Here is a 12,790-nt window from a genome sequence, read left to right on the forward strand (position 1 = left end):
ACGGACGGCGCTCAGGCGCCGGCGATCAGGCTCCTGCGGCGGGACCGGGCCAGGGACATCGCGTGTTCCACGACGCCCACGAGGACGTCCTTGACCGATTCCCGGTCCCTGGCGTCGCAGAGCAGGACCGGCACCTCCGGATCGAGGTCGAGCGCCTCGCGGACGGTGACCACGGGATGGCGCTCGGCGCCGTCGAAGCAGTTGACCGCGACGACGAAGGGGATCCCGCGCCGCTCGAAGTAGTCGATGGCGGCGAAGCAGTCGGCGAGGCGGCGGGTGTCCGCCAGCACCACCGAGCCGAGGGAGCCCTGCGCCAGCTCGTCCCACAGGAACCAGAAGCGGTCCTGGCCCGGCGTGCCGAAGAGGTAGAGCACCAGGTCCTCGCGCAGGGTGATGCGGCCGAAGTCCATGGCCACGGTGGTGGTGCTCTTCCCCTCCACCCCGTCGATGTCGTCGACGGCGGCGCCCGGTTCGGACAGGCGTTCCTCCGTCCGCAGCGGACGGATCTCGCTCACAGCACTGACCAGGGTGGTCTTGCCCACCCCGAAACCGCCCGCGACCAGGATCTTCAGGGTCAGCGGCTCGACCGGCGACACGGCATGCATCGCGCCGGTGCGGCTAGAGCGCCCGAAGGCCATCGATCACCTCACGCAGAATGGATTCATCAGGCAGTTCGGCCGGCGGTACCGGCCTGGTCACGTGGACCAGTTCGTCGTGGACGAGGTCGCCGATCAGGACCCGCACCACGCCGATGGCGAGGTCCAGGTCCGCGGCGAGTTCCGCCACCGACCGGGGGCGTTCCCGGCACAGCCCGAGGATGTGGGCGTGCTCCGGGGACAGGGTCAGGTCCCAGACCGGATCGTCGGCCGCCGCTTCCGCGACGACGAGGGCGATCAGATCCAGGCGGTGCTGCCCGGCGTGGCTGGTCCGGCCACGCGTCATGGCGTAGGGGCGTACGACGGGACCCGCGTCGTCGTCGAACCAGTGCGGGTGGCCGGTGTCGGGCTGGGTCCCCCGGGGATCGCCGGGTCGGTCCTGGCCTGGGTCGCTCATGCCGTCCGACTCACCCTCCGGCTGGCAGCCCGGTACGCGGGGCGGTCGCCAGGTGGTCGCCGACGCGCTTGACCATCAGCGTCATCTCGTACGCGACCTGGCCGACGTCGGAGTCGGCGTCGGACAGGACGGCCAGGCAGCTGCCGTCGCCCGCCGCCATGACGAACAGGAAGGCGTCGTCCAGCTCCACCACGGTCTGGCGGACCCGGCCGGACTCGAAGTGCCGGCCGACGCCCTTGGCCAGGCTGTGGAAGCCGGAGGCCACGGCGGCCAGGTGTTCGCTGTCCTCGCGGGTGATGTCCTTGGAACTCCCGGTGGGCAGGCCGTCGCCGGAGAGGACGACCGCCTTGCGGATGCTGGCGACCTTGTCGACGAGTTCGTCGAGGAGCCAGTTGAGCGGGCCGGAGCCGCGGCCCCGGGTGTCGTTTCCGGTCTGCGGTGCGGTCATCGACCGTCCCCTTCGTTCTCGTGCGCGGGACCGCTGGCGGCGGGGGTGCCGGCCTCGGTCTCGGACTGCTGCTGTGCGTACTGTTCGCGGCCCGCCGTCCAGCCGCGCTGCAGGGCGGACATGCGCCGGCGCACGGCCTCCGCGTCGCGGTCGGTCACCGGGTCGGCGTCGGTGCCTGCCTCGGCGGGCGCCGGGCCGTTCTTGAGCTGGGGTGCCAGGTTCGCCTGGCGCACCCGGCGGGGCAGCCCGCCGGGGCCGGGCGCGGGCGCCGACGTACGCGGCTGCGTCCCCTCGTCGGCGCCGGACCGCGGGCCGGTCGCGGCCGGGGGCCGGGGACCGGCGGTCGCCGGGCGGGGCTCTACGCGGCGGCCGTGCTCCGCGACCAGGGTCGGGGTGGGGTGCCGCCGGGGCAGCGGGACGGCCGCGCCCGTACGGGGGGCGTCCGGGCGCACCGGTTCCTGGTGGGGGCGCTCCAGGCGGACCGGGCCCGTGGGGGGCAGCGGCTCCCGTTCGCGCCCGGTGGCGCGGGTGCGGGTGCGGCCGGACTCCGCGTCGGCGTCCCGGTTCCGGTGGCGGTCCGCGCCGTGGTCGCCGATCCGGTCGCCCTTCCAGGCGCCGCGTTCGGGGTGCCGGTCGCTGTGGGGGCGGTCCGCGGCGCGCAGCCCCAGCAGGGCGGTGCGCGAGATGCCGCCGGGCGGGGTCTCGTCGTCGAGGGAGGCCATGGGCGGGCGCCCGCCGACACCGGTGAGGCCCGGGATGCCGGGGGTGCCGGGGGTGAGTTCGTCGAGGCCGTCCGGCCCGTCGAGGCCGAGCGCCCCGAGCGGCGCCTCCAGCTCGACCGGTCCGTTCAGCACCCCGGCGGGCAGCGGGCGGGCCGGCGCGGACGCGCGGTCGACGGCGGCGTGCACCGGCCGGTCGGACGGCTTGGGGGCGGGGGCGGCCTTGACACCCTTGGCGCCCTGGCCGCTCAGGAAGCCCTTGGCCCCCTTGATGCCGTCGAGGCGGATGCCGGTGCCGTTGGTGTCGGGGGCCTCGGTGAGGAGCTCGGCGGGCAGGAAGACCACCGCGGTGGTGCCTCCGTAGGGGCTGGTCTGGAGGACGATCTTGACGGCGTGGCGGCGGGCGAGGCGGCTGACGACGAAGAGGCCGAGGCGGTCGGTGTCGGAGAGCTCGAAATCGGGGGTCTCCGCGAGCCGGAGGTTCGCGTCCAGGAGCGCCTCCGGGTTCATGCCGAGGCCGCGGTCGTGGATCTCCAGGGTGAACCCGTTCGCGACCCGTTCGCCGTGGACCTGGACGGCCGTGTGCGGGGGCGAGAACACCGTGGCGTTCTCCAGGAGTTCGGCGATCAGGTGGGTGACGTCCGCGACGGCGGGACCCTCGATGCCCAGGCGCGGCAGGCGGCGGACCTCGATGCGTTCGTAGTCCTCCACCTCGGCGACGGCGGCCCGTACGACGTCCATCAGCTGGACGGGCTTGCGCCACTGGCGGGAGGGGGCGGCGCCGGAGAGGATCACCAGGCCCTCGGCGTGGCGGCGCATGCGGGTGGTCATGTGGTCGAGGCGGAAGAGGTCGGCGAGTTCCTCGGCGTCCTCGGTGCGCCGTTCCATGGTGTCGAGGAGGGTCAGCTGGCGGTGCAGGAGCACCTGGTTGCGGCGGGCGAGGTTCACGAAGACCTCGGAGACGCCGCGGCGCAGCTCCGCCTGCTTGACGGCTGCCTCGACGGCGGCCCGCTGGAGGCTGTTGAGGGCCAGGCCGACCTGGCCGACCTCGTCCTTCTCGAATTCGAGGCGGGGTGCCTCGGTCTCCACGTCGACGGTCTCGCCGGCGGCGAGGCGGCGCATCACGCCGGGCAGCCGGACGCCGGAGGCCTCGTGGGCGTCCTTGCGCAGCTGCGAGAGGTCGCGGATGAGGTCGCGGCCGATGCGGACGGACAGGACGACGGAGACGGCGAGGGCGATGAAGCCGAGGACGCCCGCGAAGGCGGCCTGGGCGAGGACTTCGATCGCGACCGGCTTGACGCGCTTCTGGTAGCGGTCGCCCGCGGCGGTGCCCATGGTGGCGAGGTCGTCGAGGACCTTGCCCGCGGCCTCGTCCCACTGGGCGGCGGTGACGGCGCGGGGGTTCTTGCCGGCGCCGGCCGCGATGAACCGTTCCTCCGCGTCGCGCAGGGCCTTGCTCTCCGGGCCCTTCCAGTACCGCTCGAAGAGCACGCGGTCCTCGGCCGGGAGGATCGCGAGGTTGAACTCGTAGAGCAGGCCGCGGTTGGCGGCGAGGTCGGAGACGTGCCGGACGTCGGGTGCGCTGACGTTGCGGGCGGCGAGGGAAGCGGCGATGACCGCGTCCTCGCGGGCGAGGGTCTCGCGGGCGCGGGTGATGCCGACGAGGGCACGGCCCTGCTTGTCCATCTCCACGTTCTCCAGGGCGTGGAGGTTCATCAGGAACTCGTAGCAGGGGTCGACCAGCCGGCTGTAGAGCTCCAGGGCCTGGCCGGGGGCGAGGGAGCTGCGGTCGACGGAGCCGCGCAGCGCGGCGATGCCGTGGAAGGCGTCGAGGATGGAGCGGAGCCTGCCGCGGGCCTGCGGGGTGAGTTCGTCGGCGACCTTGGGGTCGCGGGCGCTCGCGGTGATCTTGCGGACCATGGCGTCCGTGGCGGCCCGGCTCTTGGTGAGTTCGGCGGTCGCGGCGGCGGCGGTGGGGTCGCCGATCACGACCAGGGTCTGGCGGCGTTCCTTCTGGATGACGCGGACGACGTCCTCGATCGGGTAGCCGACCTTGTCGATGACGTACGCGACGTCGAGGAGCTGGATCGCCTCCCGGCCGGTGATGACCGTGGAGAAGCCCCACAGGGCGGTCAGGGAGACGAGCGGCACCAAGAGCAACGCCACGATCTTCCGGCGGATGGACTTCCCGCGAAAGCGCATGGCCTCCCCAGCCTCCCCCAGCTCAACCCCCGTGCCGGAGGTCGGTGTTCCGTCATTTAAACGGCGTGAGCCTACTACTGCCGGGGCGCGCCTTCGAAGGCGTGTCCGGACGTTTTCGGTCTGCCCCCTGGACGATGATCACGAGTTGTCCGATACTTCCGGTCAAGTCCGGCCCGATATGTGGCAGATGACACTCGCTGGGGCCTCGGTTCCCGCAATCGGATGGATGGCTGGAATTCTTCCTTCCGCGATCATTGTCACCGGTGCGGACGTTCGGATTCCGGGAATCTCCGGGCGCTCCCGCACGTCTGACAGGACGAGGGCGCGGACGGGCACGGCGGGCATGGCCGGCCACGGGGCGGGAAGTGAGCGGACCATGAGGATGTACGAAGAGGACGGCGCGGCGACCCGAGGGGCGGGGCGGGGCCTGTGGGTGGAGGAACCGGCCCGCCGGCGCCGCATGCCGGACCCGGTACGGGCGTCCGCGGTGCGGGCGCTGCTGATCGTGGCGGTGACCCTGACCGAGGCCACGGTCACCTTCTTCCTCGCGGTGACGGGCTCCTGGCTGGCCTTCCCGATGGTGCTCTGCGGGATAGCCGGGACGGTCGTGGCCACCTGGGCGGTGCTGGACGTGTGGATCACCCGGCAGATGTGGAACCAGCGCGGCGGCGTGGTGTCCGAGCCGAGCAGCGCCGCCCGGGAACCCTGGGCGGCGCGCGCCCCCGGGCACCCGGGCCGGGGCGTGGGCGACCCGCGCGGGGCGGCGCCCCGGCCCCGGTAGCCCGCGGGTCCCCGCCGGTCCCCCCGGTAGCCCGCGGGGACCCGCGGGCCTCAGGAAGCGGTGGCCGAGCGGCGGAACATGCGGGTCGCGGTGATCTCGCCGTGGATGGTCTCCCCGTCCGGCGACCGCTGCGGCAGACCGGGCCGCAGGTGCTCCTCGACGCTGATGTACTTCAGGCCCGCCCGCAGGTCGGCGTCGTTGCGCAGCCGGATGACCAGCGGGAACTCGGCGAGGGCCGTGGTGTCGAAGAGGCCCGTCGTGTAGAGCAGCTGGACGCCGAGCGCGTCGGAGACGGCCCGCTGGAGTTCCAGCAGGTAGGTCGCGTTCGCGCGCCCGATCGGGTTGTCCAGGAACAGCGTGCCCGCGTGGCGGTGCTTGTCGCGGCCCCGGTCGTTGCTGCGCAGCGCCGCCATCGTGCAGTACAGGGCGATGGCGGCGGTCAGCAGCTGGCCGCCGGAGAAGACGTCGCCCATCTGGCCGACCGGGACCCGCTCGGCGCGCAGCACCGCGTCCGGCTTGAGGATCTCCACGGCGATGCCCTTGGGTTCGAGGGCCGCCTGGACGCCGCGCAGCAGCAGGGACATGCCGTCGCGGCGGCCGCCCTCGCCGAAGGAGGCGGTGCTGTTCTTCTTGACGGCCGCGCGGGTGGCCTCGTCGATGACCTCGCCCAGCCGCTCGGTGAGGGTGGCCTGGTCGGGCTCCTCGAAGCGGATCCGCAGGAACTCCTGGCCCGACCACTCCCCCAGGCCCTCCGGCAGCTGGGAGAGGCGCTGCGCGGAGCGCAGGGTGGCCAGGGCGGATTCGACGAGGCCGCGGAGCCGGTCGACGATGCTGTCGCGGTTGCGCTCCAGCTGGGCGAGCTCGTCGGTCAGGACGCGCAGCCGGGGCGCGAAGGCCGCGGCCCAGGCGGCGGCGTGCTCGGGCAGCGCGGAGGCGGGCAGTTCGCGGATCTGCTGGCGGGCGGGGGTGCGCACCTGCTCGTAGCGGGTGGCGTTGGCGTGCCGGACCAGGACGTCGCTCGCCTCGCGCACCGCGGACTCGGCGGCCGAGAGGTCGGCCGCGCAGCCGCGCAGGGAGCGGCGTGCCTCGGTGGCGGACTGCCGGGCCTCCTCCAGGCTGCCCGGGTGCGGCACCGGCTCCTGCTCGTCCTCCGGGTGGCTGTGGTCGCGCAGCAGGTCCCGCAGGAGGGCCGCGGTCTCGTCGAAGCCCCCGGCGCCGTCCTCGGCCGCGCGGTGGGCGCGCAGCAGGTCGGCGTGGGCGGCGCGGGCGCTCTCCACGGCGGCGGAGTGGGCGGCGAGCTGGGCGGTGGCGGTGCGCAGCAGGCCCTGGGCCTGATCCACGTCGGCCGGGACCAGTTCCTCGGGGAGTTCGGTGTGGGCCTCGCCGTCGGCGGGGGCGTGCCGTTCGGCCTCGCCGCGCAGCCGGCCGAGCTGCTCGCTGGCGGTGGACGCACGGGATTCCAGCATCTGTACGAGGGCCTCGGCGCGGGCCGCGGCTGCCTGCCGGGAGGGGCCGTCGGCGCCGTCGGTGCCTTCGAGGAGCTGGGCGGCACGGGTGCGGACCTTGTTGGTGAGGCGGTCGAGTTCGGCGAGGGCGGCGCTCTCGTCGCTCTCGGCGCGGGCCTGTTCGGCGCGCAGGTCGGCGCCGACGCCGACCTTCTCGTAGAGCCGGGAGGCGGCCCGGTAGGCCTCGCGCAGGTCGGGGAGCGGGGCGCGCGGGGCGTCCTCGGCGGGCAGCTGGTCGGGAGCCCCGGCGATCTCGGCGCGTTCGGCACGCAGGGCGCGGGCGGTGCGGCGGGCGTCGTCGGCGGCGCGCTGGGCGGCCCGGCGGTCCTCGTCGGCGGCGCGGGCCCGGTCCAGGCAGGCCTCGGCGCGGGCCTCCGACTCGGCGGCCTCCTCGGCGAGTTCGCGGGCCCTGGTCTGCCAGCCGGAGCGCTCGCGCAGCCGGTGGGCCAGGCCGGAGAGGGCGTCGGCGGCACGGCGGGCGCGCTGGGCGGTGTCCTGGCGCTCGTCGCGGACCCGGGCCGCGTCGGCGGCGGCCTCCTCGGCCTCGGCGCGTACCGTACGGGCCTCCGCGAGCTCGGCGTCGGCCTCCTCGGCGAAGGTCCGGGCGGCGGCGGCGTGTTCGGCGAGCTGGACGAGGCGGCCGGGCGGGCAGCCGGTGCGCCAGGAGCTGAGCCGGGCGGCGAGCTCTCGGTCGCCGGAGAGGCGGGCGGCGAGGTCGCGGATCTCGGTGTCGCGGGCCGTGGCGCGGGCGCGGAGAGCCTGGCGCTCCTCGTCGGCGGCGTGCTCGTCGTGCATGGCCGGGTTCGGCGGCACGAGGAACACGGAATCGGTGTCCCCTGCGGGCGGTACGGGCGCCAGCAGGGCCGCGGCGGTGCCGACGGCGACGGTGGAGCGGGGCAGCAGCGCGGCGGCGGAGAGGACCTCGCGGGCGCGGCCGTGGGTGTCGGGGTCGGTGATCACGACGCCGTCGACGAGTTCGGGGCGGGCGGCGAGGACGGCGGCGTGGTCGGCCGGGTCCACGGACTGCGCGAGGTAGCGCCAGCCGGGCAGGGCCGGGATGCCGTGTTCGCCGAGGTACTCGACGGTGGCGAGGACGTCGGGGCCGGGCGGCAGCAGGCCGCCGTCGCCGAGGGCGCCGAGGATGCGGGCGTCGTCGGCGGCGGCGGTGCGCAGCTCGAACAGCTGGCGTTCGGCGGAGCCGACGGTGTCGGCGAGCAGCCGGACCAGCTCGTCGGAGCCCCGGTCGAGGTCGGCGACGGTCAGCCCGCCGGGGGCCGCGGCGGTCGCGGAGACCGCGGCGGCGGCGGAGCCCTGGGCGCCCGGCTGGCCGGCTGCGCCGGCGCCGACCCCGGCCCTGTCCGGGCCCGGCCCGGCCGCGCCCGACGGGGCGGAAGCGGGCTGCGTACCCCCGCGCGGGCGCGGGAGGAAGGTGTCGGGGGCCGACGGGAGGCCCAGGAGCTCCGCCAGGCGGGGCGAGGCGGCCAGCGAGGCGGCCGCTCGTTCCTCGGCCGCGTGGGCGGCTTCGGCGGCTTCCGCGGCGTCGGCGGCGCGGGCGGCGGTGAGCTCGGCGCGGGATTCGGCGGCGGTGGCCTCGCGGGCGGCGTCGGCGGTCGCGCGGGCGGCCTCGCGGGACTCCTCCCAGGCGGCGACGGCGGCCTTCTCGGCGTCGCTGGCGGCGAGCGCGGCGCGGGCCGGGTCCGCGTCGGGTGCGGTGTCGTCGAGCCAGCCGGCCTTCACGGCCTCGGCGGTCTCCTGCTCGACCTCGGCGAGGCGGGTGCGCAGGTGTTCGGCCTCGCTGCGGGCGCGCTGGGCGGCGGTGGCGGCGGAGGTGGCGTCGCGGTGGGCGGTCTCGCCGATGTCCTGGAGCCCGGCGGAGCGCTCCTCCTCCTCGTTGGCGGCCCGCTCGCCCTGTTCGGCGGCGGTGTGCAGGGCCCGTACCAGCTCGGCGGCGGCCGTGGCGCGCGCGGCCAGGGCCGGGGCGGCGTCCCGCTCGGCCTCCAGGATCGCGGCGGCGACCCGGGCGGAGCGGTCGGCGGCGGCGCGGTGGCGCAGCACGGTCTCGGCGGCCTGCCAGGCGGAGTGCAGGGTGCGGGCTTCGAGGAGCTCGCGGCGCTGGGCGGCGGCGGCCTTGTCGGCCACGGTCAGGGCCAGCGAGGCGTGACGGTAGGCGAGTTCGGCGGAGACCGCGGCGCTGCGGGTGCGCTGCGCCTCGGCGGCGGTGACCCCGTGGGCGGCGCCGGTGACCCGCTGGGCGAGGTCGGCCGCGCGGCCGCGTTCCGCTCCGGCGCGGGCGGACAGCCGCCGGGCGAGGGTGCGCGTACGGCGTTCGGCGCCGGCGTGGACGTCGCGCAGCCGGGAGCGGGTCTCGGCGGCCTCGACGATGCGGGTGAGGAGGTCCACCGAGCCCGCGGTGAAGTCGCGTTCGGCCATCAGCTCGGCGCGGCGGCCCAGCTTGTTGCCGAAGCCGTGGACCAGGTCGGCGAGGCCGTCGGTGTCGCGGGTGTCGGTGACGGCGCGCAGCAGCAGGTCGGTGAAGTCGGAGTCCTTCTTGACCGCGAACAGGCCGGCGGCCTCGCCCTCGTCGGCGTTCATCTCGCGCTGGTAGCGGAAGAGTTCGGGGTCGAGGCCGAGTTCGGTGAGGTGCTCGTTCCAGCGGTCGTGGATCTCCTCGAAGTACACCTCCAGGTGCGGGTACGCCTTCCCGGCCTCGGTGAGGGCGTCGCGGAAGCCCTTCATCGTGCGGCGCCGGCCCTGGGCGCCGGAGGCTCCCTCGACGGGCGGGCGTACGGCGGTGGCCTCGGCGACGGGGAGGTTGTCCAGGCTCAGACCCGGACCGGGGCGGAAGGAGTACCAGGCCTCGGCGAACTTGCGGGGGTCGTTGGAGACCTGCCGGCCGCGCCACTCGCTGACCTTGCCGACGACCACGCACTCGCCGGTCTGGGTGTGCTGCCACTCCAGGGCGACGTGTCCGCAGTCGTCGGCGAGCAGGAACTTGCGCAGCACGCCGGAGCTGGCGCCGCCGAGGGTGTTGCGGTGGCCGGGGAGCATCACCGAGAAGATCAGCTTGAGCAGGACGGACTTGCCGCCGCCGTTCTCCAGGAAGAGCACGCCGGCGGGCGCGGGGCGCCGGGGCGGCCCGGTGGGCTCGTCCTCGAAGAACTCCGCCTGGGCGGGCGCCGGGTGGGGCACCGGCTCACCGACTCCCCGCAGGTCGAGCACGGTGTCGGCGTAGCGTGCGCCGGCGGGCCCGATGGAGTAGAGGCGGATCCGGGACAGCTCGTACATGGCGGCGGACTCTCGTGCTCTGTCGTGGGTCGTGTGCGTGGGGGGCGTACGGGATCGGGTGCGGGCTCAGGCGTGGAAGGGCAGGCCCGCGTCGGCGGCGAGTTCCAGGTCGTCGCCCTCGGGCGGCGGCAGGAGGGTGGCGGAGCCGTCGCTGACGGGGACCACGCCCAGTTCCAGGAGTTCGGCCATGGCCGCGCTGCCCGCCATGTCGCGGACCTGGAGCTGGTAGCGGGGGGTGGTGCGGTAGGTGCCGCCCGCCTCGTCGCCGGTGCGCTGGAGGAACCCGGACTCGGTGAGGAAGGCGGCGGCCTTGCCGACGATGCCGGTGGTGGAGCCGGCGAGGCGGCGGGCGTCCTTGGTGGCTCCGGTGGCGCTGCGGCGGGCGTAGACCCGCCAGGCGGCCTCCAGGCCGGGGGCGTCGGAGGCGGGGTCGGTGTTCTCGCCGAGCTGCTCGGCGCGCTCCTCCAGGCGGCGGCAGGTCTGGCGGACGAAGGCGTCGACGCCGTTGACGGTGACGCGGCCGATGTAGCCGTTGTCGGCGAGGTCCTCGGGGCGGGGGAAGGCGAGGGCGGCGACGGCGAGGTGGGCGAGGCCGTGCAGGAAGCGGTCGCCGCCGTCGGCGGCGGTGCGGCGGGCGTAGTCGCCCATGCGGACGGCGAAGACGGAGTCCTCGGCGGCGGCGACGGCCATCCCGGCGCGGGGGGACACCTCCAGGACGACGAGGCCGAGGCCGGTGGCGACGGCGTCGGCGAGCCGCCCGAAGGCGGGCTCCTCGCGGTAGCGGCGCAGCAGCTCGGCGTACTCCGCGTCGCGGGCGGGCAGCAGCCGGGGCTGGAGTCCGAAGGCGACGAGGCGGGCCGCGTCGGCGGCGTCGGCGGGCGTGACGGATCCGGCGGCGGGCGCGACGGGAGCCGACGGCGCCTCGGACTCGCTCCACGCGGGGTGCGGCTCGCTCCACGCGGGGCGCTCGGCGTGGTGGTCGCTCACTGGTACGTCTCCTCGGCGGTGCGGTGCGGGGGCTGTGCGGTGGGGGTGGCGGCCCGGGGACGGCGGCCTGTCCGCGGCAGCGCGCGGCGGCGGTGCGGGACGGCTCCGGGGCGGCCGGGCCCGGCGGCGGACGCCGTCGGGGCGGTACGGGGGCCGGGCTCCGGCGCGGGCCGGCGCGTCCCGGTTCCCGCGCCGCCGGGGCGCGGGCGGGGCGGGGTCACGATGCCTCCGCACGGTCGGCCGCCATGCCGGCGGCGTCCAGGAGGGCCGTGCCGACGATGAGGTCCGCACCGCCGAACTCCGGGTCGTCGAGCTCGGTGCCGTCGTCCACGGCGAACAGCATCCGCTCCTCGCCCTGGCGGTACGCCGTGCCCACCGCCGGGCTCGCGGCGTGGACGGCCAGCAGGGCCACCAGGTAGGGCAGGTCCGGGTCCTCGCGCCGGGCCTCGGCGAGCAGCCCGGACAGCCGGCGCGGGGCGTCGTGCGGGAGGTCCAGCAGCCCGGTCGCGCGGGCGAGCTGCTCCTCGCTGAAGCGGCTGTCGTCGGGGGTGGCGATCAGGTCGGGCTCCGGCATCTCCACGCCGAGGTGCTCCCGCTCCACGGGCGGGGTCAGCAGGATCTCCACCAGGTCGGCGACCCGGACCGAGACGGGGGTGCGCAGTCCGGTGCCCGCGGCGAAGAAGGCGTCGGTGACCCGGGTGGCGTGCTCCAGCGGCAGCGGCAGCAGGGGGGCCACGAGCTGGCCGTAGAGGTCGATGCCGGAGCGCGGGGCGGGCGCGGCGAAGGCCTGGCGGTCCTGTTCGGCGCGGAAGAGCGGGCCGGCGTCGAGCAGCCGGGACTGGAGCTGGGTGTGCCGGCGGATGCAGTCCTTGACGATGTCGACGAGCTCGGCCGCGCGCCGCTTGTTGTCGGGGTCCTCCGCCTCGTCGCGCGCCTTGCGGATGTTGGTGAGGATCGCGTTCTCGTGCCGGTAGCGGTCGGCTACGTGGTCGAGGGCCTCGGCGATCATGTCCGGGACGGCCTGGAGCCAGTCCACGGCGCGGACGTTGCGCCGCGTCGCGTCGAGGGTGCGGCGCAGCGTCTCGGCGTACTGGACGGTGCGGTAGCGGGCCTGCTCGGCGGCGAGCTGCGCGTCCGCGAGCCGGCCGCGGCTGATCAGCACCTCCAGCTTGACCTCGGCGGCGATCTGCGCGCTGGTGACGTCCGTGTCGAGCGCGCCGACGAGGACGTTGACGGCCTCGTCGGTGGTGCGCAGGTACACCGCGCCGCCGTAGCCCGGGACCTCCTCGATCAGCTTGAAGTCGTAGTCGCGCCGGACGTACACGCCGTCGGGGCCGAAGGTGCCGTAGATCGCGCGGAAGCCGCGGTCCACGCTGCCCACGTTGATCAGGTTCTCCAGCACCCAGCGCGCGACGCGCTCGTGCTCGGCCGCCGGGCGCGCGGGGGCCTGGGCGGCGACGCGCGGCAGCAGGCGGGCCACTATCTGCTCGTGGTCGGCCCCGGTGTCGAAGTCCATGTTGAGCGTGACCAGGTCGATCGCCGACAGCGCCACCTCCGCCATGGCGTAGACCCCGTACTCGCCGGCCAGATTGGCCTTGCGGACGTCGAGGTCGTGCAGCGGGGCGGTGCAGGCGAGGGCGCGCAGCCGACGGGCCAGGCCCTCGTCGGCTGCGGGGCCCGGCGCCGGGGACGCGAGGGTCTTCGCCGGGGCAGGGAGAGTCACGACGGAAAGACTAGGCGGTGTCACGGACAACATCCCAAACGGCATGGTTCGGCCGGATCGTCCCCGCCGTCGTGGAGGGACGCGCGC

The 12,790-nt window shown here is 75.6% G+C and carries 8 protein-coding genes and 1 pseudogene; 1 reads left to right on the plus strand and 8 read right to left on the minus strand.

Translation table 11 applies throughout. The features are described from left to right. Positions 1 to 11: 11 nt before the first annotated feature. The 4 genes from ABZW32_RS20800 to ABZW32_RS20815 are packed head-to-tail and all read right to left on the minus strand — an operon-like array spanning position 12 to position 4,422. The gene (locus tag ABZW32_RS20800) at positions 12 to 638 is read right to left on the minus strand and encodes an ATP/GTP-binding protein (RefSeq protein WP_356217894.1); all 627 of its coding nucleotides are present in this window, start codon (positions 636 to 638) and stop codon (positions 12 to 14) included. Continuing rightward, positions 619 to 1,053, minus strand: coding sequence for a DUF742 domain-containing protein (locus ABZW32_RS20805; protein ID WP_356217896.1), 435 nt, complete (start codon positions 1,051 to 1,053; stop codon positions 619 to 621). Before ABZW32_RS20805 ends, ABZW32_RS20800 begins: the two co-directional genes overlap by 20 nt. A gap of 10 nt (positions 1,054 to 1,063) precedes the next feature. Continuing rightward, entirely contained in the window at positions 1,064 to 1,501 is a 438-nt protein-coding gene (locus ABZW32_RS20810; protein WP_356217898.1) for a roadblock/LC7 domain-containing protein, read from the minus strand. Further along, positions 1,498 to 4,422, minus strand: coding sequence for a nitrate- and nitrite sensing domain-containing protein (locus ABZW32_RS20815; protein WP_356217900.1), 2,925 nt, complete (start codon positions 4,420 to 4,422; stop codon positions 1,498 to 1,500). Before ABZW32_RS20815 ends, ABZW32_RS20810 begins: the two co-directional genes overlap by 4 nt. Before the next feature lie 376 nt (positions 4,423 to 4,798). Between ABZW32_RS20815 and ABZW32_RS20820 the strand changes: the two are divergent. Beyond that, a pseudogene (locus ABZW32_RS20820) lies at positions 4,799 to 5,119 on the plus strand (hypothetical protein); the annotation flags it as partial. A gap of 134 nt (positions 5,120 to 5,253) precedes the next feature. On the opposite strand, the gene ABZW32_RS20825 reads toward ABZW32_RS20820, so the two are convergent. The 4 genes from ABZW32_RS20825 to ABZW32_RS20840 form a co-directional block, all read right to left on the minus strand. Next, positions 5,254 to 9,993, minus strand: coding sequence for a hypothetical protein (locus ABZW32_RS20825; protein WP_356217901.1), 4,740 nt, complete (start codon positions 9,991 to 9,993; stop codon positions 5,254 to 5,256). Positions 9,994 to 10,059: 66 nt separating this feature from the next. Then, positions 10,060 to 10,980, minus strand: a complete 921-nt coding sequence (locus ABZW32_RS20830; protein WP_356217903.1) for a hypothetical protein — start codon at positions 10,978 to 10,980, stop codon at positions 10,060 to 10,062. Then, a complete protein-coding gene (locus ABZW32_RS20835) occupies positions 10,977 to 11,201 on the minus strand; it encodes a hypothetical protein (protein WP_356217905.1) in 225 nt (74 codons plus the stop codon). The genes ABZW32_RS20830 and ABZW32_RS20835 overlap by 4 nt, the downstream gene beginning before the upstream one ends. Next, the gene (locus ABZW32_RS20840; RefSeq protein ID WP_356217906.1) at positions 11,198 to 12,748 is read right to left on the minus strand and encodes a hypothetical protein; all 1,551 of its coding nucleotides are present in this window, start codon (positions 12,746 to 12,748) and stop codon (positions 11,198 to 11,200) included. Before ABZW32_RS20840 ends, ABZW32_RS20835 begins: the two co-directional genes overlap by 4 nt. Between the last annotated feature and the right edge of the window lie 42 nt (positions 12,749 to 12,790).

Origin of the sequence: Streptomyces sp. NPDC004667 (genome assembly GCF_040609475.1) — a bacterium.
Lineage (GTDB): Bacteria > Actinomycetota > Actinomycetes > Streptomycetales > Streptomycetaceae > Streptomyces.

Coding starts and splice junctions, on each gene's coding strand:
- ABZW32_RS20800 (WP_356217894.1), bottom strand. CDS start 638: ATGGCCTTCGGGCGCTCTAGCCGCACCGGCGCGATGCATGCCGTGTCG.
- ABZW32_RS20825 (WP_356217901.1), bottom strand. CDS start 9,993: ATGTACGAGCTGTCCCGGATCCGCCTCTACTCCATCGGGCCCGCCGGC.
- ABZW32_RS20810 (WP_356217898.1), bottom strand. CDS start 1,501: ATGACCGCACCGCAGACCGGAAACGACACCCGGGGCCGCGGCTCCGGC.
- ABZW32_RS20815 (WP_356217900.1), bottom strand. CDS start 4,422: ATGCGCTTTCGCGGGAAGTCCATCCGCCGGAAGATCGTGGCGTTGCTC.
- ABZW32_RS20840 (WP_356217906.1), bottom strand. CDS start 12,748: ATGCCGTTTGGGATGTTGTCCGTGACACCGCCTAGTCTTTCCGTCGTG.
- ABZW32_RS20805 (WP_356217896.1), bottom strand. CDS start 1,053: ATGAGCGACCCAGGCCAGGACCGACCCGGCGATCCCCGGGGGACCCAG.